The organism is Streptomyces sp. NPDC037401 (assembly GCF_055602345.1).
Genome location: NZ_JBVJWO010000014.1, coordinates 193,717 through 217,785, shown reverse-complemented (window position 1 = coordinate 217,785; position 24,069 = coordinate 193,717). Strand labels below are relative to the sequence as shown.

Genomic DNA, 24,069 nt, shown 5'->3' with positions numbered 1-24,069 from the left:
GTGGGCCTCCCGCACGCGGATCGTGTCCGACGGCTCATGGCTCATGACTCATGACTCATGGCTCATGACTGATCGGCATACTTCTAGCAGTCATGTCCGGGGGAAGGAAGGCCGCCGGCCGTAGACTGCGGCCCGTGGCGGACACGGCGGGCGACACGGACGGGCGTACCCTCCCGGCGACGAGCTGGGCGGTGCTGGGACTGCTGTCGTTCGGCGGGGAGTCGTCCGGGTACGACCTGAAGAAGTGGTCGGACGCATCGCTGGGATTCTTCTACTGGAGCCCGTCCTTCAGCCAGGTCTACGGCGAGCTCAAGCACCTGGAGCAGGCCGGCTACGCCGTCTCCCGCCGGGTGGCCCAGGACACCGGGACCCGCGACAAGCGGGTCTACCGGATCACCCCGCAAGGACTGGCCGCCGTACGGACATGGGCCCGCGAGGCGCCCCTGGACCCGCTCGTGCTCAAGCACGGCCCGGTGCTGCGGCTGTGGCTCGGCCATCTGCTGGAGCCGGGACAGCTGCGCGAAGTGCTGGCGCAGCAGCGGGAGTTCGCGGAGGCCATGCGGCTGCGCGCCGCCGCCGACGCCGAGGACCTGGCGGACGGGGAACCCGGAGGCGCGCCGGGGGCGGCACGGGCGTACCCCGCGCTCACGCTCGCCTGGGCCGAGCGGTACTACGCCTCCGAACGCGACCTCGCCGACGGGATGCTCGCCGACATCGAGTCCCTGGAAGCCGCCCGGCGCGACGCACCCGGTGGTCTCCTTCCGGACGGACGGCCGCCCGGGTAACGGGCATCGTTCCCGGCTGCCCCCGTCCTGCGGCCGGCCGGACCGCGGCCGGTGGCAGGTGCGCCTCACCGCCGGCGGGTGCTGCCCGCGCTTTGATGGACGCATGACGAGGACGAACAACTGGGCAGCGTTCGAGGCGGCGGAGCCGGAGTTCGCGAAGGCCGTGCAGGAGCGGTTCGCGCAGTACGCGCACCACGTCCTGGCCACCCTGCGCAAGGACGGCTCTCCGCGGGTGACCGGGCTGAACGTGGCCATCCGCGGGGGCGAGCTGTGGCTCGGCATGATGGCGGGCTCCCTCAAGGCGCAGGACCTGCGGCGCGATCCGCGCTTCGCGCTGCACACCAATCCGGGTGCGGACGAGACCATGCCGGACGGGGACGTGCGGGTCTCGGGGCGGGCGGTGGAGATCACCGATCCGCCCGAGCTGCACCGCTACGCGGAGGAGGATCCGGAGAACGCCGACACGCACCCGTTCCACCTGTTCCGGTCGGAGCTGTCGGAGGTGGTGCGCACGCGGGTCGAGGGCGACGAGCTGGTCATGACGGTGTGGCACCCGGGCGCGCCGCTGCACCACGTGCGGCGGGGCGACGACGACGAACCGGCCCGGGAGGACTGACCTCCTCCCGGACCGGGGCACGGTTCCCCTGCGCAGCACCCTCGCGGGCGCGTCCAGCGCTCACCTTCGAGCCTGGACCCTCGTTGAATTCGAGTCAATACCGCGTGCTCCGGCACGCGCCACGGCGCCCGCCTCCCCTGGTCGGGGACGAGGCGGGCGCCGTGTCGGAGTTCCGCACACCGTTGTACGGACCGTATGAGGGGTCCGGCCGCCTTGGCCGGGGGTGGTGCTACGTCACACCGTGAGGGAGCGGTCCGTCGGCTTGACGGGGTACGGGAGGGTGCTGGCGCCCGTCAGGTAGCGGTCCACGCCGCGGGCGGCCGACCGGCCTTCCGCGATGGCCCACACGATCAGGGACTGGCCGCGGCCCGCGTCGCCGGCGACGAAGACGCCGTCGACGTTGGTCGCGTACGAGGCGTCGCGGGCGACGTTGCCCCGCTCGTCCAGCTCCAGGCCGAACTGCTCGACCAGGCCGTTGGAACGGTCGGTGCCCGTGAAGCCCATGGCCAGGGTGACCAGCTGGGCCGGGAGGACCCGCTCCGTACCCGGCTTCTGGGTCAGCTTGCCGTCGGCGAACTCGACCTCGACCAGGTGGAGGGCCTGGACGTTGCCGTCCTCGTCGCCCTCGAAGTGGGTGGTGGAGACGGAGTAGACCCGCTCGCCGCCCTCCTCGTGGGCCGAGGTGACCTTGTACAGCATCGGGAAGGTCGGCCACGGCTGCGAGGCCGGCCGGTCCTCGCCCGGCTTGGGCATGATCTCCAGCTGCGTGACGGACAGCGCGCCCTGGCGGTGGGCGGTGCCCACGCAGTCCGCGCCGGTGTCGCCGCCGCCGATGACGACCACGTGCTTGCCCTCGGCCGTGATGGGGGGCGCCACGAAGTCGCCCTCCTGGACCTTGTTCGCGAGCGGCAGGTACTCCATGGCGAAGTGGATGCCGTTCAGCTCGCGGCCCGGGACGGGCAGGTCGCGGGAGACCGTGGCACCGGCCGCGATGACGACGGCGTCGTACCGCTTGCGCAGCTGCGCCGCGTCGAGGTCCCGGCCGATCTCCACGCCCGTGCGGAACTTGGTGCCCTCCGCGCGCATCTGCTCGATGCGGCGGTTGATGTGCACCTTCTCCATCTTGAACTCGGGGATGCCGTAGCGGAGCAGGCCGCCGACGCGGTCCGCGCGCTCGAACACCGCGACCGTGTGGCCCGCCCGGGTCAGCTGCTGGGCGGCGGCCAGGCCCGCGGGGCCCGAGCCGATGACCGCGACGGTCTTGCCGGAGAGGCGGTCCGGCGGCTGGGGCACCACGTTGTTGGCGTCCCAGGCCTTGTCGATGATCGAGACCTCGACGTTCTTGATGGTGACGGCCGGCTGGTTGATGCCGAGCACGCACGCCGACTCGCAGGGAGCCGGGCACAGGCGGCCCGTGAACTCCGGGAAGTTGTTCGTCGCGTGCAGCCGCTCCGACGCCGCCGTCCAGTCCTCGCGGTAGGCGTAGTCGTTCCACTCGGGGATGAGGTTCCCCAGCGGGCAGCCGTTGTGGCAGAAGGGGATGCCGCAGTCCATGCAGCGGCCGGCCTGCTTGCCGATGATCGGCAGCAGGGAGCCGGGGACGTAGACCTCGTTCCAGTCCTTGAGCCGTTCCTCGACCGGACGGGAGCAGGCGGTCTGCCGGGTGGTGGTGAGGAAGCCCTTCGGGTCAGCCATGGGTCGCCGCCTCCATCATCTTCTCGGTGGTCTCAGACTCGGAGAGTCCGGCCCGCTCAGCGGCGTCCTTGGCGGCGAGCACTGCCTTGTACGTGGTCGGGATGATCTTGCTGAAGCGGGTCACCGCGGTGTCCCACTCGGCGAGGAGCTTCTCGGCGACGGTCGAGCCGGTCTCCTCGTGGTGGCGGCGCACCACGTCGTGCAGCCACTGCTCGTCGGTGTCGGTCAGGCCCTCGATCGCGTCCAGGTTGCCGACGTTGACGTTGTCGCGGTTGAGGTCGACGACGTACGCGACGCCGCCGGACATGCCGGCCGCGAAGTTGCGCCCGGTCTCGCCGAGCACCACCGCGGTACCGCCGGTCATGTACTCGCAGCCGTGGTCGCCCACGCCTTCCGAGACCACCAGCGCACCGGAGTTGCGGACGCAGAAGCGCTCGCCGGTGCGGCCGCGCAGGAACATCTCGCCGCCGGTCGCGCCGTAGCCGATGGTGTTGCCCGCGATGACCGAGTACTCGGCCAGGTGGTCGGCGCCCCGGTCGGGACGGACGATCACGCGGCCGCCGGAGAGGCCCTTGCCGACGTAGTCGTTGGCGTCGCCCTCCAGGCGCAGGGTGATGCCGCTCGGCAGGAAGGCGCCGAAGGACTGGCCGGCCGAACCGGTGAAGGTCAGGTCGATCGTGTCGGCGGGCAGGCCCGCGCCGCCGAACTTCTTCGTGACCTCGTGGCCGAGCATGGTGCCGACGGTCCGGTTGATGTTCCGGATGGCGACCTGGGCGCGGACCGGCTGGGCCTCCTCGGCGGTCGCCGCGCCCAGCGCGTCGGCGGCCAGCTCGATCAGCTCGTTGTCCAGGGCCTTCTCCAGGCCGTGGTCCTGGGCGATCAGCGCGTGGCGCACCGCGCCCTCGGGCAGCTCGGGCACGTGGAACAGCGGCGCGAGGTCGAGGCCCTGGGCCTTCCAGTGCGACACGGCCCGCGTGGTGTCCAGCAGCTCGGCGTGGCCGACGGCCTCCTGGAGCGTACGGAAACCGAGCTCGGCGAGGAGCTCGCGGACCTCCTCGGCGATGAACTCGAAGAAGTTGACCACGAACTCCGGCTTGCCGGAGAAGCGGTCGCGCAGCACCGGGTTCTGGGTGGCGATGCCGACCGGGCAGGTGTCCAGGTGGCAGACGCGCATCATGACGCAGCCGGAGACGACGAGCGGCGCGGTCGCGAAACCGAACTCCTCGGCGCCGAGGAGCGCGGCGATGACCACGTCGCGGCCGGTCTTGAGCTGGCCGTCGGTCTGGACGACGATCCGGTCGCGCAGGCCGTTGAGCAGCAGGGTCTGCTGGGTCTCGGCGAGGCCGAGCTCCCAGGGGCCGCCCGCGTGCTTGAGCGAGGTGAGCGGGGAGGCGCCCGTACCGCCGTCGTGGCCGGAGATCAGGACCACGTCCGCGTGCGCCTTGGAGACGCCCGCGGCGACCGTGCCGACGCCGACTTCGGAGACCAGCTTCACGTGGATGCGGGCGACCGGGTTGGCGTTCTTGAGGTCGTGGATCAGCTGGGCGAGGTCCTCGATGGAGTAGATGTCGTGGTGCGGCGGCGGGGAGATCAGGCCGACGCCCGGGGTGGAGTGCCGGGTCTTGGCGACCCACGGGTAGACCTTGTGGCCGGGCAGCTGGCCGCCCTCGCCGGGCTTGGCGCCCTGCGCCATCTTGATCTGGATGTCGTCGGCGTTGACCAGGTACTCGGAGGTCACGCCGAAGCGGCCGGAGGCGACCTGCTTGATGCTGGAGCGGCGCTCCGGGTCGTACAGGCGCTCCGGGTCCTCGCCGCCCTCACCGGTGTTGGACTTGGCGCCCAGCCGGTTCATGGCGATCGCGAGGGTCTCGTGCGCCTCCTGGGAGATGGAGCCGTACGACATGGCGCCGGTGGAGAAGCGCTTGACGATCTCGGAGACCGGCTCGACCTCGTCCACGGAGATCGAGGGGCGGTCGCCCTTGAGGGCGAACAGGCCGCGGAGCGTCATCAGGCGCTCGGACTGCTCGTTCACCCGGTCCGTGTACTTCTTGAAGATGTCGTACCGGCGGTTGCGGGTGGCGTGCTGGAGGCGGAAGACCGTCTCCGGGTCGAACAGGTGCGGCTCGCCCTCGCGGCGCCACTGGTACTCGCCGCCGATCTCCAGCGCGCGGTGCGCCGGGGCGATGCCGGAGGCCGGGTACGCCTTGGCGTGGCGGGCGGCCACCTCCTTGGCGATGACGTCGAGGCCCGCGCCGCCGATCTTGGTGGCGGTGCCGTTGAAGTACGTGGCGACGAAGTCCTCGTCGAGGCCGACGGCCTCGAAGACCTGGGCGCCGCGGTAGGAGGCGACGGTCGAGATGCCCATCTTGGACATGACCTTCAGGACGCCCTTGCCGAGGGCGTAGATCAGGTTCCTGATGGCCTGCTCGGGCTCGATGTCCGAAAGGAACGTACCGGCGCGCAGCAGGTCCTCGACCGACTCCATCGCCAGGTACGGGTTGACTGCGGCGGCTCCGTAGCCGATGAGCAGCGCCACGTGGTGGACCTCGCGGACGTCACCGGCCTCGACCAGCAGGCCCACCTGGGTGCGCTGCTTGGTGCGGATGAGGTGGTGGTGCACGGCGGAGGTGAGCAGCAGCGACGGGATCGGCGCGTGCTCGGCGTCCGAGTGGCGGTCGGAGAGGACGATCAGGCGGGCGCCGCCCTCGATGGCCGCGTCGGCCTCGGCGAGGATGGCCTCGATGCGGGCGGCCAGCGCCTCGCCGCCGCCGGAGACCCGGTACAGGCCGGAGAGCGTGGCGGCCGTCATGCCCGGCATGTCGCCGTCGGCGTTGATGTGGATGAGCTTGGCCAGCTCGTCGTTGTCGATCACCGGGAACGGCAGCATGATGTTGCGGCAGGACGCGGCGGTCGGCTCCAGCAGGTTGGCCTGGGGGCCGATGTGGGAGCGCAGCGAGGTGACGAGCTCCTCGCGGATGGCGTCCAGCGGCGGGTTGGTGACCTGCGCGAACAGCTGGGTGAAGTAGTCGAAGAGCAGCCGGGGGCGCTCGGACAGGGCCGCGATCGGGGAGTCCGTACCCATGGAGCCGAGCGGCTCGCCGGCGGTACGGGCCATCGGCGCGAGGATGATCTTGAGCTCTTCCTCGGTGTAGCCGAACGTCTGCTGGCGGCGGGTGACCGAGGCGTGGGTGTGGACGATGTGCTCGCGCTCGGGGAGGTCCTCGAGCTCGATCTCGCCGGTCTCCAGCCAGTCCGCGTACGGCGCGGCGGCGGCCAGCTCGGCCTTGATCTCGTCGTCCTCGATGATCCGCTTCTGGGCGGTGTCGACGAGGAACATCTTGCCGGGCTGGAGGCGGCCCTTGCGGACGACCTTCGCCGGGTCGATGTCGAGGACGCCGACCTCTGAGCCGAGGACGACGAGGCCGTCGTCGGTGACCCAGTAGCGGCCGGGGCGCAGGCCGTTGCGGTCGAGGACCGCGCCGACCTGGGTGCCGTCGGTGAAGGTGACGCACGCGGGGCCGTCCCACGGCTCCATCATCGTGGCGTGGTACTGGTAGAACGCGCGGCGGGCCGGGTCCATGGAGGTGTGGTTCTCCCACGCCTCCGGGATCATCATCAGCACGCTGTGCGGGAGCGAGCGGCCGCCGAGGTGGAGGAGCTCGAGCACCTCGTCGAAGGACGCCGAGTCGGAGGCGTCCGGCGTACAGATCGGGAAGATCCGCTCCAGCTTCTCCTCGCCGCTGCGTCCATTGTCGGCAGAGCCGAACGCCTCGGAGGCGAGCTGGGACTCGCGGGCGCGCATCCAGTTGCGGTTGCCCTTGACCGTGTTGATCTCGCCGTTGTGCGCGACGAAGCGGTACGGGTGGGCCAGCGGCCAGCTCGGGAAGGTGTTGGTCGAGAACCGCGAGTGGACCAGGGCGACGGCCGACGCGAAGCGGCGGTCAGAGAGGTCCGGGAAGAAGGGCTCCAGCTGGCCGGTGGTCAGCATGCCCTTGTAGACGATGGTGCGGGCGGAGAGCGAGGGGAAGTAGACCCCGGCCTCGCGCTCGGCGCGCTTGCGCAGCACGAAGGCCTTGCGGTCCAGCTCCAGGCCGGTCGCACCGCCCCCGGAGCCTTCGGCCCGGGAGGCGCCCCCGCTCACGAAGAGCTGGGAGAAGGCCGGCATGGTGGTGCGGGCGCCGTTGCCGAGCAGGTCGGGGGTGACCGGGACCTCGCGCCAGCCGAGGACCGTCAGGCCCTCCTCGGCGGCGATCGCCTCGATCTGCGCGACGGCCTGTGCGGAGTCGTCGGCGGGCAGGAAGGCGATGCCGACGGCGTAGGCGCCGGCCTCGGGAAGCTCGAACCCGGCGACCTCGCGGAGGAAGGCGTCGGGGACCTGCGACAGGATTCCGGCGCCGTCGCCCGAGTCGGGCTCGGATCCGGTGGCGCCACGGTGCTCGAGGTTCCGCAGAACGGTCAGTGCCTGCTCAACGAGCGTGTGGGTGGCCTCGCCGGTGAGGTTCGCCACGAATCCGACGCCGCAGGCGTCCTTCTCGTTGCGCGGGTCGTACATGCCCTGCTGGGCGGGGCGACCGTCCATGGGCGACCAGGCAGTGGTGCTGGGGCCGGTCGCGGAGTGCGTGGATGCGGAACGCATCGGCTCTCCCGTCGTCGTCGTGGCATATGCAATAGCCGAGGGACGACGTTGGCCCTCTGCGAAATTTCGTGCAGGTTACATGATGACCCGGATCCCGAGAAGCGGATATCGCGTTTCACCATGCGGACACTGCGCGGGGCAGAAAAGGGGGACCTGCGCGGACGGATCGCGGGAATGAGGTCCTGGATGGTGCCGGTGGCGAGGCGGGCACCCTTGCCCGCGCGCCTCCGTGTCATGCCCGGCGTACACAGGATCGAAACCGCCGGGTAATGGACTACTTATGTTGCCTACTGCATAGTGTCTCACTTTCGCGGCGGCGGGCCTAGAGCGGCAGGTCCCGGTCGCCCGGGGCGTACGTCACATCACCGCTCCCGGCTGCGGATGTTTCGCCGCAAACCCGGAGCGGGGCGACGGAACGGCGAGCGGGTTCGAGTATCCCGCCGCCACGCCCCGCCCGCCCGTCCGGCCGCGGCGCGCGACGGCCTCCGGCAGACGGCTAGCCGACGGCGTGGCCGATGAGCGATCCGATGCCGTACGTCACCGCCGCGGCGGCGCCGCCCAGGAGGAGCTGGCGCAGCCCGCTGAACCACCACGTGCTGGCGGTGACCCGGGCCACGACCGCGCCGCAGGCGAAGAGGCCGAGCAGGGCCAGCAGCACCGCGGGCCACAGGGCGGTCGCGCCCAGCAGGTACGGCAGCAGGGGCAGCAGCGCGCCGAGCGAGAAGGAGCCGAAGGACGAGACGGCGGCGACCACCGGCGAGGGCAGGTCGTCCGGGTCGATGCCGAGCTCTTCCCGCGCGTGGATCTCGAGCGCCTGCTCGGGATCCCGCGACAGCTGCATGGCCACGTCGCGGGCGAGGGCGGGCTCGACGCCCCGCGAGACGTACAGCTCGGCCAGCTCCTCCATCTCGTCGACGGGGTGCTTGCGCAACTGCTGCCGCTCCACGTCGAGTTCGGCGAGGACCAGCTCGCGCTGCGAGGCCACCGAGGTGTACTCGCCCGCCGCCATCGAGAACGCGCCGGCGGCCAGTCCCGCGAGGCCGGTGATGACGATGGTCTGCGGAGCGACCGCACCGCCCGCGACACCGGTCATCAGCGCGAGGTTGGAGACGAGGCCGTCCATCGCGCCGAAGACCGCGGGACGCAGCCATCCGCCGTTCACATCGCGGTGCGTGTGGTTGTCGCGGTGGGCCTCGTGCAGCGGTGCTTCGATGTCGATGATGGACATGTTCCCTTACTCCCCATTTGGGCATACGGGTGCCGTGAGTCGTCCGGGCCCCCCTGAACACCTCGAAACTACGCGCGAATTCCAACCCCCGCCAGCAAGGAAGGCCGTACTTACCAGGGCTTTTGCGGGCTGGCGACCGGGTGACCGGGGCGTTTCGCGCCGAGCGACAAACCCCGTGTCATGGCACAAATCCCCCATGGGCTCATGATGAGTCCCACCAAGTGGAGAGGCGCCGCCATGGAGCAGATTGCATGCAATCCGCAGGTCCTCCTCGAACGGGCCAGGGGCGCTCTTCTGGGACTCGCGGTGGGTGACGCGCTCGGCGCCCCCGCGGAGAACATGAAGCCGTCGGAGATCCGGGCCCGGTGGGGCCGGATCGAGGGCTTCGTCTCGGACGACCCGGCGGGTACGGACGACACCGAGTACGCGATCTTCTCGGGCCTGCTGCTGGCCCGTCACGGATCGGCCCTGGCCGTCTCGCACGTCGAACGGGCCTGGCACCACTGGATCGCGGACCTCGACGAGGGCCCGTTCCGCGGGGCGGGCTTCTCGGAGCGCGGCACGCTGGAGAACCTGCGCAGGGGGCTCGCCGCCCCCATCTCCGCGCAGCACCGCCACGCGTGGAGCGACGGGCTCGCGATGCGGGCCGCGCCGTTCGGGGTGTTCGCGGCGGGCCGGCCCGCGGAGGCCGCGCGCCTCGTCGCCATCGACGGCTGCGTCAGCCACGACGGGGAGGGCATCTACGGCGGCCAGGCGGTCGCCGCGGGCGTCGCGGCGGCCATGGCCGGAGGCAGTGCCGCGTCGGTGGTGGCGGCCGCCCTGTCCGTCATCCCCTCGGACTCCTGGACCGCCCGCTCCCTGCGGCGCGCCGTCACGGCGGCGCCCCGGGGCGAACGGGCCGTGCGCTCCGCCGTCGTGATCGGCGGCTACCCGTGGACGGACCTGGCCCCCGAGGCGGTCGGCCTGGCGTTCGGGGCCTTCGCCGCGGCGGGCGGGGAGTTCGCCGCCTCCGTCCTGACGGCGGTCAACATGGGCCGCGACGCGGACACCACGGCGGCCGTGGCGGGCGCCCTCGCCGGGGCCCTCTCCGGCGTCTCCTCGATCCCCTCGGACTGGTCCTCGGCCATCGGCCCGGTCCGCGGCAGCTGCCTCCCCTCGATGCGCGGCTACCACGTCCTGGACATCGCAGACCTCCTCACCCCGGAAAGCGAGCCCTCTCGATGAACCCGCCGCCGTACGCCGCCGACTCCCCGGCGCCCCCGACTCCCGCCGGTCCGGGACGCGTTGAGCCGCCGCCCGCCGACACCCCCCCGCCTCCGGGGCCGGCCCCCGCCCCCCGCGAGCCCGCACCCCTCCCGCCCCCGGGCACCCGGCCCGTGCGGAGGGACCCCGGCCCCCGCGATGGAGCCGACGCAGCCGACGGCGTCGTACCGGGCGCGGCCGAAGCCGTGGCGCGGGCCGGGGCAGGAGCACCCGGCACACCGGACGCGGCCGGAGCCGGAGCCGCCCTGGACGCGTCCGCCCCTCGGGGGGCCCTCGTCCCCGCCGCCGGATCCATCGCGCCGGGGGTGCGGCCGGGCCCCGGCACCGCCGGAGGTCCGGCCGGCGGCGCGGTACGGGCCGCTGCCCCGGCCCGGCCCGAGCGGGGGGCCGGGGTCGCCGTACCGGCCGGCATCGGCCTCCTGCCGGTCGCCGCCGCCAGGGCGGACACGGGTTTCGTGGCGGGCGCCGGCCTCCTCGCCGACACCGCTGCCGGGACGGGTGCCGGCGCGGGCGCCGGGACGGCCGTCGAGCGCGCCGGGGCCGCGGCCGGGCGGCGGGAGTCGGCCGGGCGGCGGGACGGGGCAGACGGCGGCGGGCCGCGGCGGATCGAGGGGCTGCTGCTCGGGCTTGCGGCCGGCGACGCCGCCGGGTGGCCTGCCGCGCGGCACCGCGCCTCCCGCATGCCCGAGTGGACCCGCCGCCTCACCCGCGAACTCGACACGTTCGCCGAGCAGAACGCCACCACCACCCTCCCCGTCCCCATCGCCCTCAACCAGCCCCCCGAGCCGCTCCGCCTCGGCCCGTCCGACGACGCCGAATGGGCCGCGTTCGCCGCCGAGTCGGTGCTCACCGCGGCCGGCGCGCTGCTCAGCGACCTCTCCCGGTCCCGCCGGATGCGCGCCGCGATCGACCTCGCCTGGAACGCCCTCGCCAGCGAGGTCGCGGCCGCCGCCGAGCGCGCGCCCGAGGTGGAGTCCGCCGTGCTCCCGCTGCGCGCCCGGATCTCCGTCCGCGCGGGCCTGGGCAACCTCGCCGCCGGTTTGCGCCCGCCCGCGACCGGCCACGACAACCCGCACTACTTCGACGACGCCGCCTGCGTACGGGCCGTGGTCCTGGCCGTCGTACACCCCGGCGACCCCCGGGCGGCCGCGGAACTCGCCGAGTTCGACGCCCGCTACACCCAGGACGGCGACGGGGTCCACGGCGCCCGCGCCATGGCCGCCGCCGTGGCGGCGGCCCTCGGCGGGGCCGACGTGTCCACCGCCGTGGACTCCGCCCTCGAACAGCTCCCCGCGGCCACCGAGATCGGCCGCAACGCCCGGCACGCCGTCGACCTGGCCCGCGCGGGCAGCGACGGCGCCTTCGCGCTGGTCCCCACCCTGGAGCACGAGATCGTCGACCACGTCTACAGCTACGGAATCGCGGCCGCCGAAACCGTCCCGGTCGCCCTCGCGCTCGCCACCGCCGCCCGCGGCAGGGTCTCCGAGGCGGTCCCGGCGGCCGCGTGCCTCTCCCGCGTCGCCGACTCCGCGCCCGCCCTCGCGGGCGCCCTCACCGGCGCGCTCGGCGGCGGCGACTCCCTCCCCGGCCCCTGGCGCGAGGCCTGCCGCGTCCTGTCCGGCTGCACGCTCCCCCGGCTCGCCGGCACCGATCTCGTGGAACTCGCCGGGCTGCTCGCGCGCACGGAACTGACCTCGTTCAAGGGATGATTCAGACATGACGCTCACTCTGGAAGAAAGGGCGGCCGGGTGCCTCGTCGGCGCCGCCGTCGGTGACGCGCTGGGCGGGCCGGTGGAAGGCTGGACCCCCGAGCAGATCGCCGAACGCCACGGCGGCCGGGTGCACGGGATCGTCGGCCCGTTCCACGACGACTGGCGCACCGCCCGGCCCATCGCGCCGTACCACAAGGGCGACGGGCACGTCACCGACGACACCCTGATGACGCACGCGCTGGTCAGGGTGTACGAGAACGTGCGCGACCACCTCGACGCGTACGCCGTCGCCGACCACCTGGTACCGGACCTGATCTCCACGCCCCGCTGGATCCCCGAACTGGAAGCGGAGGCCCTGCCCCTCCAGCGCATCTTCCTCGCCGAGAAGTGGATCGTGGCCCGACTGCACTACGGCCACGTCGACCCGCGCGAGGCGGGCGCGGGCAACATCGTCAACTGCGGTGCCGCGATGTACATGGCGCCGGTCGGGCTGGTCAACGCGGGCAATCCGGCGGGCGCGTACGCCGAGGCCCTGGACGTCGCGGGCGCCCACCAGTCCTCGTACGGGCGGGAAGCCGCCGGGGTGTTCGCGGCGGCGGTCGCGGCGGCCTGCCTGCCGGACGCGACGCCGGTGTCGGTGGTGGACACCGCCCTCGCGCTGGCCAAGGACGGCACCCGGTCGGCCATCGAGGCGGTGTGCGAAACCGCCGTGCGGTACACGGACTTCGAATCCGCGCTGGCCCCGCTGCGGGCCGCGGTGGCCCCCTACGACACGGTCGGACCGGACTACCGCAGGCCCTCCCTGGCGGCCCGGCGGCCCTCCCGCCTCCACGCGATCGAGGAACTGCCCGTCGCACTGGGCATGCTGCTCGTCGGGCGGGGCGCGTACGAACCGTCGGTGCTCGGCGCCGTCAACTACGGGCGGGACTGCGACTCGATCGCGACGATGGCGGGCGCGCTCGCGGGCGCCCTGCACGGCGACGCGGACATCCCCGCCGCCTGGTCCAAGCAGGTCGCGGAGGCCAGTCGGCTGGACCTGTACGCACCGGCGGCCGCCCTCGCCGCCGTCGCCCGGGAGGTCTTCGCCCGCGACCTCGCCCGCCGCCGCGCCCACGAGTCCGCGTTCACCGCACTCGCCCCGGCCCCCGCCCGATGACCCGGCACGCCCCTGCGCAGGCCCCGCCCCGCCCGGCCCCGCGCGACGCCGAGCCCGCGCTGCGGCTCACCTGGGCGCAGCCCGAGGACCTGGTCGGGCACGAGCTGCGGCAGGCGGCGGAGGACGGCCGTGACGCGGAGCCGTACCGCCGGCTCTGGCTGGCCGCGGGCGGGCGGCCCGCGCCCGACCGGGCCGGGGCCTCCCCCGCCCCGCCGCCGCCGGAGCTGCGCGCCCTCGCCGGGCACCTGCTCTCCGAACTCGCCGCCCTCCCCTCCCCCTTGTCCGGGGACGAGCCGGATTCCCTCGACGCCATCCGCGCCGCCTGCCCGGACTGGGGCCGCCTGCCGAAGACCCCGTCCCCGCCGTCCCCGCCGTCCGCGGCGCCGGTGCCCGCGGGACCGGCGCCCGCAGGACAGGCGACGGCACCGCGGGCGGCGGACCGGGACCCCCTGACGGCCCGGCTCGAAGCCGCCTGGCTGGGCCGGGCCGTCGGGTGCGTGCTGGGCAAGCCCGTCGAGAAGCTGCCCCTGCACGCCATCCGCGCCCTCGCCCGCGCCGCGGGCAACTGGCCCCTGAACGACTGGTTCACGGAGCGCGGCGTGCCCCCGCGGCTGCTGGCCGCCCACCCCTGGAACCGCCGCAGCGCCGCCACCTCGCTGGCCGAGAACATCGACGGGGCGCCGGAGGACGACGACCTCAACTACCCCCTGCTGGGCCTCCTGCTGCTCCGCCGGCACGGCAGGGGGTTCCGGACCTCCGACGTGGCCCGCGTGTGGCTGGACGAGCTCCCGGCCGGCCGTACGTTCACCGCCGAGCGCATCGCGTACCGCAACCTGCTCCTCGGGCTCGAACCGCCGCTCACGGCCACCCACCACAACCCGTTCCGCGAGTGGATCGGCGCCCTCATCCGCGCCGACGTCCACGGCTGGACCCACCCCGGCGACCCGGCCGCGGCCGCGCGGCAGGCGTACCGCGACGCGCGGCTGACCCACACCTCCAACGGCGTGTACGCGGCGATGTTCGCGGCCGCGGCGCTCGCCTCGGCCGCGGGCGGCGGCGTCGACGTGCACTGCGCCCTGCGGACCGGGCTGGCCGTCGTGCCGTACCGCTCCCGGCTCGCGGAAGCCGTCCGCTGCGGCATCGACGCAGCAGCGGCGCACGAGGACTTCGACCGCGTCGCCGACGTGCTGCACGCCCGTTACGGGCACCACCACTGGGTGCACGCCATCCCCAACACCGCGCTGATCGCCGCCGCCCTCACCCACGCCGACGGTGACTTCACCCGCTCGGTGTGCCGGGCGGTCTCGGGCGGCTGGGACACCGATTCCAACGGGGCCACGGCCGGTTCCCTCGCCGGGCTCCTGGCGGGCTCGCCGGACGCGCTCCCGGCCCGCTGGACGGACCCGCTGCACAACCGGCTCGCCACCTCGATCCCCGGCTTCGACGGCATCGGCTTCGACGCCCTCGCCACCATGACCGCACAGGAGGCTCACCGCCCGTGAACCCGCCCGTTGACACGCCCGTCGGCCGGCCCGTCGGCCAACCCGTCGACCCGCCCGCCGGCCCCCGCGCGCACAGCCCCGTCATCGCCGTGCTCGGCAGTACGAACATGGACCTGGTGGCCTACGTATCCAAGGCGCCCCGGCTCGGCGAGACCGTCACCGGCCGGGAGTTCCGCACGGTCCCCGGTGGCAAGGGCGCCAACCAGGCCCTCGCGGCGGCCCGTTCGGGCGGCGCCGTGACCATGATCGGAGCGGTCGGGGCCGACGGGTTCGGCGTACGGCTGCGCTCCGTGCTCGCGGACGCGGGCGTCGACACCGCCGGGCTGCGCACCGTCGAGGGCGCCAGCGGCACCGCGCACATCACCGTGGACGACGAGGGCGGCAACGCGATCGTCGTGGTGCCCGGAGCCAACGGCACCGTCACCGCCCTCGAGTCCGGTGACGAGGCCAGGATCGCGGCGGCCGGGTCGCTGCTCCTCCAGCTCGAACTCCCGCTGGCCGCCGTGGTCGCCGGCGCCCGCGCAGCGCGCGCCCACGGCGTCCGTACCATCCTCACGCCCGCGCCCGCCCAGCCGCTGCCCGCCGGGCTCCTCGCCGCCACCGACCTGCTGGTGCCCAACGAGCACGAGGCCGCCGCACTCACCGGTCTCACCGACCCCCGCCAGGCCGCCGAGGCCCTCCTGCACGACGTGCCCGAGGTGGTGATCACGCTGGGCGCGGCCGGGTGCCTGTACGCGGCCCGCGGCGCGGACCCGTACCCCGTGGCCGCGCCGCAGGTCCGGGCGGTCGACACCACGGCCGCCGGGGACACCTTCGTCGGGGCGCTGGCGGTGGCGCTGGGCGAGGGACGGCCCGTGCCGCAGGCCCTGGCGTGGGCCTCGGCCGCCGCCGCGCTGTCCGTGCAGCGGGCCGGGGCGTCCTCGTCGATGCCGCTGCGTGCCGAGACCGACGCCTTCGCGGCGGAGCAGCACGCGTGACCGCCGCATCCGCCGAGGCAGCCGCATCGGCCGAAGCCACCAAGGCCGCCGAGCCCGCGGGCGGCCCGCTCGCCGGGCTGCGGGTCCTCGACGTCGCCACGCTCTTCGCCGGTCCGCTCGCCGCCACCATGCTCGGCGACTTCGGAGCCGAGGTGGTCAAGATCGAGCATCCGCACCGCCCCGACCCCTCCCGGGGGCACGGCCCGGCCAAGGACGGCATCGGCCTGTGGTGGAAGCTGCTCGGCCGCAACAAGCAGACCGTGACGCTGGACCTGTCGACCGGGGGCGGGCGCGAGGTGCTGCTGCGGCTGGCGGCCTCCTCGGACGTACTGATCGAGAACTTCCGGCCGGGGACCCTGGAGAAGTGGGGCCTGGGCTGGCCGGAGCTGTCGGCCGCCAACCCGCGCCTGGTGCTCGCCCGGGTCACCGGCTTCGGCCAGTCCGGGCCGTACGCGCACCGGCCCGGCTTCGGCACGCTGGCGGAGGCCATGAGCGGCTTCGCGGCGATGACGGGCGAGCCGGAAGGGCCCCCGACGCTGCCGCCGTTCGGGCTCGCGGACTCGATCGCGGCGCTGGCGACGGCGTACGCCGTGATGACGGCGCTGACCGCACGCGGGCGGACCGGCCGGGGGCAGGTGGTGGACCTCGCGATCATCGAACCGATCCTGACCGTGCTGGGCCCGCATCCGCTCTGGTACGACCAGCTCGGCTACGTCCAGCCGCGGACCGGCAACCGCTCGACGAACAACGCCCCCCGCAACACCTACCGCTCGGCCGACGGGCGCTGGCTGGCGGTCTCGACGTCGGCTCAGTCCGTCGCGGAGCGCGTCATGCGGCTGGTGGGGCGGCCGGACCTGGTGTCGCAGCCGTGGTTCGCGACGGGAGCGGGCCGGGCCCGGCACGCCGACGTGCTGGACGAGGCGGTGGGCGGCTGGATCGCCCGCCACAAGGCGGACGAGGTGGTGGGCGCCTTCGAGGCGGCGCAGGCCGCGGTGGCTCCGGTGTACGACGTACGGGACGTGATGGCGGACCCGCAGTTCGAGGCGCTGGACACGGTCACCGAAGTGGCGGATCCGGACCTCGGACCGATCCGGATGCAGAACGTGCTCTTCCGGCTCTCGGAGACCCCGGGCGGCATCCGGTGGGCGGGCCGGGCGCACGGCGCGGACACGGACGAGGTCCTGGCCGGGCTCGGGCTGACGCCCGCCGAGATCGCGGACCTGCGCGCCGGTGGTGCACTGTGACCGGTGACGTTGTACTGACCTGGCTCTACGCGCCCGGCGACCGTCCCGAGGTGGTGGCCAAGGCCGTCACCTCCGGTGCGGACGCCGTCATCGTCGACCTGGAGGACGCGGTCGCGCCGGACCGCAAGGAGTACGCCCGGACGGCGACCGCCGAGCTGCTCTCCGCGCGCCCGGCGGTCCCGGTGCACGTCCGGGTGAACGCACTGGACTCGCCCTGGGCGGACGCGGACCTGCGGGCGATGTCGGGCCTGCGCGGCATCTCCGCGCTCCGGCTCCCCAAGATCACCTCGCCCGCGCAGATCAGCGCGGTCGCCGACCGAAGCGGCGGCGTCGGGCTGTACGCGCTGCTGGAGTCGGCGCTCGGCATCGAGAACGCGTACCTGATCGCCGGGGCGCACCCCGCCCTGCGCGGGCTGGCGCTGGGCGAGGCGGACCTCCGTGCGGATCTGGGCGTCTCCTCGGAAGAAGGGCTGGACTGGTGCCGTTCCCGGGTGGTCGTGGCGGCCCGCGCGGCGGCCCTGCCGCCCCCGGCGCAGTCCGTCTTCCCCGACGTACGCGACCTCGACGGGCTCGCGCTCTCCTGTGCCCGGGGGCGCGGGCTGGGATTCCTGGGCCGGGCGGCCATCCACCCGCGGCAGCTCCCGGTCATCGAGCGGGCCTACCTCCCGACCCCGGAGGAGGTCGGGGCGGCGGAGGAGGTGGTCTCGGCCGCGGTCTGCGCTCCGGGCGCCCTGGCCCTGGCGGACGGCCGCTTCGTCGACCCGGCGGTCGTCGCCGCGGCCGCCCGCACCCTGGCCCTCACCCGCCGAGCGGCCACCGGGACGGCGCCGGGGAGGGCGACCTGAGCAGGGCGATCCCGGCGGCGAAGGCCCAGTACACGACGAGCGCGGCGGTCAGCGCGGTGTTGCCCCAGCCGACCGCGCTGTAGGAGCGGGCGGCGTCCGTGCCGAAGAAGAGGGACGGGACAACTCATGGGATGCGAGAAGGCCGGCCACCTCGAAGGGTGACCGGCCTTTCAGCGCGCCGGGCTCAGAGCTTCTTGGCCTCGGCGGGCGGGGTGTCCTTCACCGCGGCGGCGTCGCCTTCGCCGGCGGGGTCCGCCTCGGCGTCCTCGCCGGGCTCCGCGTCCTCGTCCGCACCGGCGGCGGGAGCCTTGTCGGCACCGGCGGCTTCCTCGTCGGCGCCCCCGGCCTCCACGGCATCGCCATCGGAGTCCGAGTCGGCATCGGCGTCCGAGTCGGCATCGGCGGGCTTCGCGGCGTCCTTGCCTTCGGCGGCCCCGGCCGCCCCGGGCTCCACGACCAGCTCACGCCCCGGCCGCAGGCGGGCCGACACGACCAGGTAGACCACGGCCAGCACGAAGACGACGATCGAGGTCCACACGTTCAGCCGGAGGCCCAGCACGTGGTGCGCCTCGTCGACGCGCATGTACTCGATCCAGCCGCGGCCCACGCAGTAAGCGGCGACGTACAGGGCGAACGCGCGGCCGTGGCCCAGCTTGAAGCGGCGGTCGGCCCAGATCACCAGCAGCGCGACGCCGATGCACCACAGCGACTCGTACAGGAAGGTCGGGTGGTACGTGCCGGCGATCCGGTTCGGGCCCTCGCTGATCTCCAGCGCCCACGGCACGTCCGTCTTGCGGCCGTACAGCTCCTGGTTGAACCAGTTGCCCCAGCGGCCGATCGCCTGGGCGAGCGCGATGCCGGGGGCCAGCGCGTCGGCCCAGGCCGGCAGCGGGATGCCCCGGCGGCGGCAGCCGATCCAGGCGCCGACCGCGCCGAGCGCGATGGCGCCCCAGATGCCGAGGCCGCCCTCCCAGATCTTGAAGGCGTCGACCCAGTTCTCACCCTCGCCGAAGTACAGCTGGTAGTCGGTGATGACGTGGTAGAGGCGACCGCCGACGAGGCCGAAGGGGACGGCCCACACCGCGATGTCGGCCACCGTGCCCGGCCTGCCGCCGCGGGCGATCCAGCGGCGGTTGCCGAGCCAGACGGCGACGAAGACGCCGATGATGATGCAGAAGGCATAGCCGCGCAGCGGGACCGGTCCGAGATGGATCACACCGGTCGACGGGCTGGGAATGTAAGCAAGTTCCATGGCAGGACCGACGCTACCCTGCCGGGCGGTACCGAAGGCAAGCCGCCCGGCAAGCTGAAACCAAATCCACACGCGACCGGCACCGGGACCGGCGCGGGTCAGCCCTTCGCGGCGGCTTCCACCTTCTCCTTCAGCTTGGCCGGGGTCAGCGGGTTGGCCTGGTCGGCGAAGATGTCCTTGCCGTCGAGCAGCACCGTGGGGGTACCGCGGAAGTTCCCGGCGCGGAAGGCTTCGTAGGACTTGCCCACCCAGGCGTTGTGCGTGCCGTCCTCCAGGCACGAGCGGAACGCCGGGGTGTCGAGCCCGGGCACCTTGCCCGCCAGCTCGATCAGCTTCGCGTCCTTCGCGAAGGCGTCGTCCGGCTCCGGCGGCTGGTTCATGAAGAGCACGTCGTGGTACGCGGAGAACTTGCCCGCGTCCTGCGCGCAGGCGGCGGCGTTCGCCGACTTCAGCGAACCGGTGCCGCCCATGTTCCCGTCGATCAGCGTCACCAGGTGGTACTGGACCTTGAGCTGCCCCTTGGCCTCCAGTTCGTGGATGGTGGTGCGGTAGGAGTCCTCGAAGGCCTTGCAGGCGGGGCAGCGGAAGTCCTCCCACACCGTCAGCGTGGACTTCGCGCCGTCCTTGCCGGTCTGGATGGCCAGCGCGTCCTTGCCGATGGCGCCGGAGGGGGCGACGACCGGGCCGGCCGTGGACTTGCCGCCGTCCTTGCCGGCGTTCGCCGCGATCAGGCCGACGACCGCGGCCAGGCCGAGCACGCCGACCACCGCGCCCGCCACGACCAGGGTCCGCCGACGCTTGTCCTTGGCCTTCTGCCGCTCCCGCTCCACAAGGAGCTTTTCCCGGGCCGACCGCTTCGCTTCAGGGTTCTTCTCGCTCACGTCCCGCAAACGAACCGGGGAGGCACTCGCGTGCCTCCCCGGTCCCGGTTCCACTCGATCGGACTACAGAACCTCCCGCAGCCCGTCACGCTCCGCTCAGCTCCGGCGTACGCCTTCCCGGAGCTCGGCGGCCAGTTCCCGCACGGAATCCAGGCCCGTCGCGAGGTCCGGCGCGTCCAGCAGCCGCTTGACGAAGGCCGAACCGACGATCACGCCGTCCGCGAAGGCCGCGACCTCCTTGGCCTGCGCGGCGTTGGACACTCCCAGGCCCACGCAGACCGGGAGCCCCCGGCTCGCACCGGCCGTGGCCCGGGTGCGGCGGACCAGGTCCTGCGCCTCCGCGCCGACCGACTCGCGGGTGCCGGTGACGCCCATGAGGGAGGCCGCGTACACGAAGCCGCTGCCGGCCTCCGTGATGGTGGCCAGCCGCTCGTCCTTGCTGCTCGGCGCCACCACGAAGACGGTCGCCAGACCGTGCTTCGCGGCGTGCTCGCGCCACAGGGCGGACTCCTGGACCGGCAGGTCGGGCAGGATGCAGCCCGCGCCGCCGGCCGCCGCCAGCTCGGCGGTGAAGCGCTCGACGCCGTAGCGGTCGATGGGGTTCCAGTACGTCATGACGAGGACCGGTGCGCCGGTCGCCTCGTGGGCCTCGCGGACCGTCCGCATCACGTCGGCGATCTTCACGCCGCCGCGCAGCGCGATGTCGTCGGCGGTCTGGATGACCGGGCCGTCCAGGACCGGGTCGCTGTGCGGCAGGCCGACCTCGACCACGTCCGCGCCGCCCGCGATGACGGCCTTGACGGCCTCGATGCCGCCGTCGACCGTCGGGAAGCCCGCGGGCAGGTAGGCGACGAGGGCCGCGCGGTCCTCTGCCTTGGCCTTGGCGAGGGTGTCGCTCAGCAGCTGGATGTTGCCGGTCGTGCCGTTGGCCGTGCTCACTTCGCGTCCCCCTCGGCCGAGTCGTACAGCCCGAAGTAGCGGGCTGCCGTGTCCATGTCCTTGTCGCCGCGGCCGGACAGGTTGACGACCAGCAGGCCGTCCTTGCCCAGCTCCTTGCCCAGGTCGAGGGCGCCCGCGAGGGCGTGCGCCGACTCGATGGCCGGGATGATGCCCTCGGTGCGCGAGAGCAGCCGCAGCGCCTGCATGGCGGCGTCGTCGGTGACCGCGCGGTACTCGCCGCGGCCGCTGTCCTTCAGGTAGGCGTGCTCCGGGCCGATGCCCGGGTAGTCCAGACCGGCCGAGATCGAGTAGGGCTCGGTGATCTGGCCCTCCTCGTCCTGGAGGACGTACGAGCGGGAGCCGTGCAGGATGCCCGGCTCGCCCGCGGTCAGCGTGGCCGCGTGCTCGCCGGTCTCGACGCCGTGCCCGGCGGGTTCGAAGCCGACCAGGCGCACGTCCGCGTCCGGCACGAAGGCGTGGAAGAGGCCGATGGCGTTCGAGCCGCCGCCGACGCAGGCGGCGACGGCGTCGGGCAGCCGGCCGGCGCGCTCCAGGATCTGCCGGCGGGCCTCGACGCCGATGACCCGGTGGAAGTCGCGGACCATCGCCGGGAAGGGGTGGGGACCCGCGACCGTGCCGAAGAGGTAGTGGGTGCGGTCGACGTTGGCCACCCAGTCGCGGAAGGCCTCGTTGATGGCGTCCTTGAGGGTGCGCGAACCCGACGTCACCGCGATCACCTCGGCGCCCAGCATGCGCATCCGGGCGACGTTGAGCGCCTGCCGCTGGGTGTCGATCTCGCCCATGTAGATGGTGCACTCGAGGCCGAACAGGGCGCAGGCCGTGGCGGTGGCCACGCCGTGCTGGCCCGCGCCGGTCTCGGCGATGACCCGGGTCTTGCCCATGCGCTTGGTCAGCAGTGCCTGGCCCAGCACATTGTTGATCTTGTGCGAGCCGGTGTGGTTGAGGTCCTCGCGCTTGAGGAAGATGCGCGCGCCGCCCGCGTGCTCGGCGAACCGCGGCACCTCGGTCAGGGCGCTGGGCCGGCCGGTGTAGTTGACCATGAGGTCGTTGAGCTCGGCGGCGAAGGCGGGGTCGCCCTTGGCCTTCTCGTACTCGACGGCGACCTCGTCCACGGCGGCGACCAGCGCCTCCGGGATGAACTTGCCGCCGAAGTCGCCGAAGTAACCCTCGGCGTTCGGGACCTGGCCCGCCGGGTCTGGAATGAAGAACTCGCTGGACATACCGGTACCTCTCGGAAGCTACGGGTGGGTTCACCGTATGCGCCGTGTGCCCGCGCGGAGCGCACCGTGGGGTGCGGGCCGCGACCGAGCCGCGAGGGGGTACGGACATCCGCGGGACGCTCCCCGCGCCCGGCCGCCGGAGCCACCGGCGTGCGCGGACGCCCGCCCCGCCCGGGGACCGGCACGGCCGGACCGCAGGGGGGCGCGTCGGACGCACCTGGCGGCAGCAGGTCCGGCACGGGGCCGGACGGCGGAAGGGCGGAGGTGTCAGCTCGCGGCGGCGGGGCCCTGCGGGCGCCCGGAGCCGTTCCTCGCTACAGCGCAGCGCCGGTGCGCCATCGCATGCCGTCCACCTGGCCGGGCTCCGAGCCGATGACGTACCGCACCCGGCGCCCGTGCACCCGGCGCGCCGGGGCACGGCAGCCGCGGGGGCGGCAGCCGCGCGCCAGGGGCGCGTGGTGCGCCGCCTGCACCGAGGCCGAGCGCAGGCTCGGCCGGGTGTGGGCGGCGGGGCGGGGGCGGGAGGTCATGACCGGGTCAGCTCCGGCCGTGTCGCAGTGCAGGGTGGGCGCCCGCGGCAACCAGGTCGGCCACGGCCGCCTTCGGGTCGCGGCCGGTGACCAGGGACTCGCCGACGAGCACGGCGTCCGCGCCCTCGTTCGCGTAGGCGATCAGATCGTGCGGCCCGCGGATTCCGGACTCGGCGACCTTCACGATCCCGGCGGGGATCTCCGGGGCGACGCGCTCGAACGTCGAGCGGTCGACCTTGAGGTCCTTGAGGTTGCGCGCGTTGACGCCGATGATCTTGGCGCCTGCCGCGACGGCCCGCTCGACCTCTTCCTCGTCGTGGACCTCGACCAGCGGGGTCAGGCCGATGGACTCGGCACGCTCGATGAGGGAGACGAGGGCCTCCTGCTCCAGGGCCGCGACGATGAGCAGTGCGAGGTCGGCGCCGTAGGCGCGGGCCTCCCACAGCTGGTACGCCGTGACGATGAAGTCCTTGCGGAGGATCGGGACGTCGACCCTGGCGCGTACGGCCTCCAGGTCGGCCAGCGAGCCGCCGAAGCGGCGCTGTTCGGTGAGGACGGAGATCACGGCAGCGCCGCCGGCCGCATAGTCCGCGGCGAGCCCGGCAGGATCGGCGATCGCGGCCAGCGCGCCCTTGGAGGGGCTGGAGCGCTTGACCTCGCAGATCACCTTGACGCCGTCGCCGCGCAGGGCCGCGACGCCGTCCTTCGCCTGGGGCGCCTTGGCGGCACGCTCCTTGAGCTCCTCGAGGCTGACGCGCGCCTGCCGCTCAGCGAGGTCGGCGCGGACCCCTTCGATGATCTCGTCGAGCACACTCACGCGAGCGGCCCCCTTCCGGGTCGGTGACGATGGTCGGCCGACTTTGCGGTCGGTGAACAACTGCAAGGTCAGCAATCAAATGGTATCCGCAGGAGGGCTTGCGCTCCGCACCTGGTTGACGGCGTCCCAGCACCTGGACATTCGGAATACCGCGTTCAGACGCGCTCAGGGCCCGGTCAGGGGGCCAGAGCACCCCCGAACGGCAGGTTTCGGACAACAGTGAAGACCAGGGCGAGCGAGCCCACCGCCCACCACCAGGCGGGTTTGAGGACGAGCTCCGGCTTGGCCCGGCCCTGCCAGGCGCGAACCAGCCACAGGACCATGAAGGCGGCGAAGAGGAAGTAGCCGGCGACGGCCAGCGCATTCGCCCCGAGGGCGGCCGCCAGGTCGCCGTGCGCGAACGCGTGCGCGCTGCGCAGTCCGCCGCAGCCGGGGCACAGGATCCCGGTCAGCCGCAGCAGCGGGCAGACGGGGTAGTGGCCCGGATCGTTCGGGTCGACCGTACCGACGTACGTGAACGCCGCAACAACCCCCGTGAGGGTGAGCAGGGGCGCCGCCAGCCGCCTGACCCGGGACGCGGCTGCGGGCGCGGGCACGGCGGGCGCGGGCACGGGCAGGGCGGCTGCGGGCGCGCCGGGTGCCGGGGCGGCAGGCGCGGGCGGGGCGGATACCGGGGGGACCGGGGGCACCGGCGCGGCGGGGGCAGGAGAGGCGTCCACCCGGTGATTCTCGCCGGTCACGCGGAAAGGC

General features: G+C 73.7%; 19 protein-coding genes. 9 read left to right on the top strand and 10 right to left on the bottom strand.

Features of this window, described 5'->3' with window-relative positions:
- Positions 1–92: 92 nt before the first annotated feature.
- Together ACZ7H1_RS17640 and ACZ7H1_RS17635 are read left to right on the top strand one after the other, a co-directional pair.
- Positions 93–785 (top strand): PadR family transcriptional regulator, encoded by a 693-nt coding sequence (locus ACZ7H1_RS17640; protein ID WP_470787599.1) that lies wholly within the window; start codon positions 93–95, stop codon positions 783–785.
- A 103-nt stretch (positions 786–888) separates the two neighbouring features.
- A complete protein-coding gene (locus tag ACZ7H1_RS17635; RefSeq protein ID WP_470787598.1) occupies positions 889–1,401 on the top strand; it encodes a pyridoxamine 5'-phosphate oxidase family protein in 513 nt (170 codons plus the stop codon).
- A gap of 234 nt (positions 1,402–1,635) precedes the next feature.
- On the opposite strand, the gene ACZ7H1_RS17630 is transcribed toward ACZ7H1_RS17635, so the two are convergent.
- From ACZ7H1_RS17630 to ACZ7H1_RS17620, 3 genes are all read right to left on the bottom strand, one after another.
- Positions 1,636–3,096, bottom strand: coding sequence for a glutamate synthase subunit beta (locus ACZ7H1_RS17630; protein ID WP_470787596.1), 1,461 nt, complete (start codon positions 3,094–3,096; stop codon positions 1,636–1,638).
- On the bottom strand, positions 3,089–7,675 hold the full coding sequence (gltB, locus tag ACZ7H1_RS17625; RefSeq protein ID WP_470787648.1) for a glutamate synthase large subunit: 4,587 nt from the start codon (positions 7,673–7,675) through the stop codon (positions 3,089–3,091). The genes ACZ7H1_RS17630 and gltB overlap by 8 nt, the downstream gene beginning before the upstream one ends.
- Positions 7,676–8,228: 553 nt before the next feature.
- Positions 8,229–8,960 carry a VIT1/CCC1 transporter family protein gene (locus ACZ7H1_RS17620; RefSeq protein WP_470787594.1) on the bottom strand — a complete coding sequence of 244 codons (732 nt, stop codon included), beginning with the start codon at positions 8,958–8,960 and terminating at the stop codon, positions 8,229–8,231.
- Between the two features lie 237 nt (positions 8,961–9,197).
- Between ACZ7H1_RS17620 and ACZ7H1_RS17615 the strand changes: the two genes are divergently transcribed.
- The 7 genes from ACZ7H1_RS17615 (at position 9,198) to ACZ7H1_RS17585 (ending at position 17,659) form a co-directional block, all read left to right on the top strand.
- The gene (locus ACZ7H1_RS17615; protein ID WP_470787593.1) at positions 9,198–10,184 is read left to right on the top strand and encodes an ADP-ribosylglycohydrolase family protein; all 987 of its coding nucleotides are present in this window, start codon (positions 9,198–9,200) and stop codon (positions 10,182–10,184) included.
- 494 nt (positions 10,185–10,678) lie between these two features.
- Positions 10,679–11,932 (top strand): ADP-ribosylglycohydrolase family protein, encoded by a 1,254-nt coding sequence (locus ACZ7H1_RS17610; RefSeq protein WP_470787646.1) that lies wholly within the window; start codon positions 10,679–10,681, stop codon positions 11,930–11,932.
- Positions 11,933–11,939: 7 nt separating this feature from the next.
- Positions 11,940–13,091, top strand: a complete 1,152-nt coding sequence (locus ACZ7H1_RS17605; protein WP_470787591.1) for an ADP-ribosylglycohydrolase family protein — start codon at positions 11,940–11,942, stop codon at positions 13,089–13,091.
- Positions 13,088–14,593 carry an ADP-ribosylglycohydrolase family protein gene (locus ACZ7H1_RS17600; protein WP_470787589.1) on the top strand — a complete coding sequence of 502 codons (1,506 nt, stop codon included), beginning with the start codon at positions 13,088–13,090 and terminating at the stop codon, positions 14,591–14,593. The genes ACZ7H1_RS17605 and ACZ7H1_RS17600 overlap by 4 nt, the downstream gene beginning before the upstream one ends.
- A 107-nt stretch (positions 14,594–14,700) precedes the next feature.
- On the top strand, positions 14,701–15,570 hold the full coding sequence (locus ACZ7H1_RS17595) for a ribokinase (protein WP_470787645.1): 870 nt from the start codon (positions 14,701–14,703) through the stop codon (positions 15,568–15,570).
- A complete protein-coding gene (locus ACZ7H1_RS17590) occupies positions 15,567–16,814 on the top strand; it encodes a CaiB/BaiF CoA transferase family protein (protein WP_470787587.1) in 1,248 nt (415 codons plus the stop codon). The genes ACZ7H1_RS17595 and ACZ7H1_RS17590 overlap by 4 nt, the downstream gene beginning before the upstream one ends.
- Entirely contained in the window at positions 16,811–17,659 is an 849-nt protein-coding gene (locus ACZ7H1_RS17585; protein WP_470787585.1) for an HpcH/HpaI aldolase/citrate lyase family protein, read from the top strand. The genes ACZ7H1_RS17590 and ACZ7H1_RS17585 overlap by 4 nt, the downstream gene beginning before the upstream one ends.
- Before the next feature lie 184 nt (positions 17,660–17,843).
- Here the strand turns inward: ACZ7H1_RS17585 and lgt are convergent, their stop codons facing one another.
- The 7 genes from lgt to ACZ7H1_RS17550 form a co-directional block, all read right to left on the bottom strand.
- On the bottom strand, positions 17,844–18,911 hold the full coding sequence (gene lgt / locus ACZ7H1_RS17580) for a prolipoprotein diacylglyceryl transferase (RefSeq protein ID WP_470787583.1): 1,068 nt from the start codon (positions 18,909–18,911) through the stop codon (positions 17,844–17,846).
- A 98-nt stretch (positions 18,912–19,009) separates the two neighbouring features.
- Positions 19,010–19,792 carry a DsbA family protein gene (locus ACZ7H1_RS17575; protein ID WP_470787581.1) on the bottom strand — a complete coding sequence of 261 codons (783 nt, stop codon included), beginning with the start codon at positions 19,790–19,792 and terminating at the stop codon, positions 19,010–19,012.
- Positions 19,793–19,888: 96 nt separating this feature from the next.
- The gene (gene trpA, locus ACZ7H1_RS17570) at positions 19,889–20,731 is read right to left on the bottom strand and encodes a tryptophan synthase subunit alpha (protein ID WP_470787579.1); all 843 of its coding nucleotides are present in this window, start codon (positions 20,729–20,731) and stop codon (positions 19,889–19,891) included.
- Positions 20,728–21,972: a tryptophan synthase subunit beta gene (gene trpB, locus ACZ7H1_RS17565; protein WP_470787578.1), complete on the bottom strand. Its 1,245-nt coding sequence runs from the start codon at positions 21,970–21,972 to the stop codon at positions 20,728–20,730. Before trpB ends, trpA begins: the two co-directional genes overlap by 4 nt.
- Positions 21,973–22,286: 314 nt before the next feature.
- Positions 22,287–22,502, bottom strand: coding sequence for a tryptophan biosynthesis modulator TrpM (gene trpM / locus ACZ7H1_RS17560; protein ID WP_470787576.1), 216 nt, complete (start codon positions 22,500–22,502; stop codon positions 22,287–22,289).
- A 7-nt stretch (positions 22,503–22,509) separates the two neighbouring features.
- Positions 22,510–23,319 carry an indole-3-glycerol phosphate synthase TrpC gene (gene trpC, locus ACZ7H1_RS17555; protein WP_470787575.1) on the bottom strand — a complete coding sequence of 270 codons (810 nt, stop codon included), beginning with the start codon at positions 23,317–23,319 and terminating at the stop codon, positions 22,510–22,512.
- A gap of 176 nt (positions 23,320–23,495) precedes the next feature.
- On the bottom strand, positions 23,496–24,038 hold the full coding sequence (locus ACZ7H1_RS17550; RefSeq protein ID WP_470787573.1) for a DUF2752 domain-containing protein: 543 nt from the start codon (positions 24,036–24,038) through the stop codon (positions 23,496–23,498).
- Positions 24,039–24,069 lie beyond the last annotated feature (31 nt).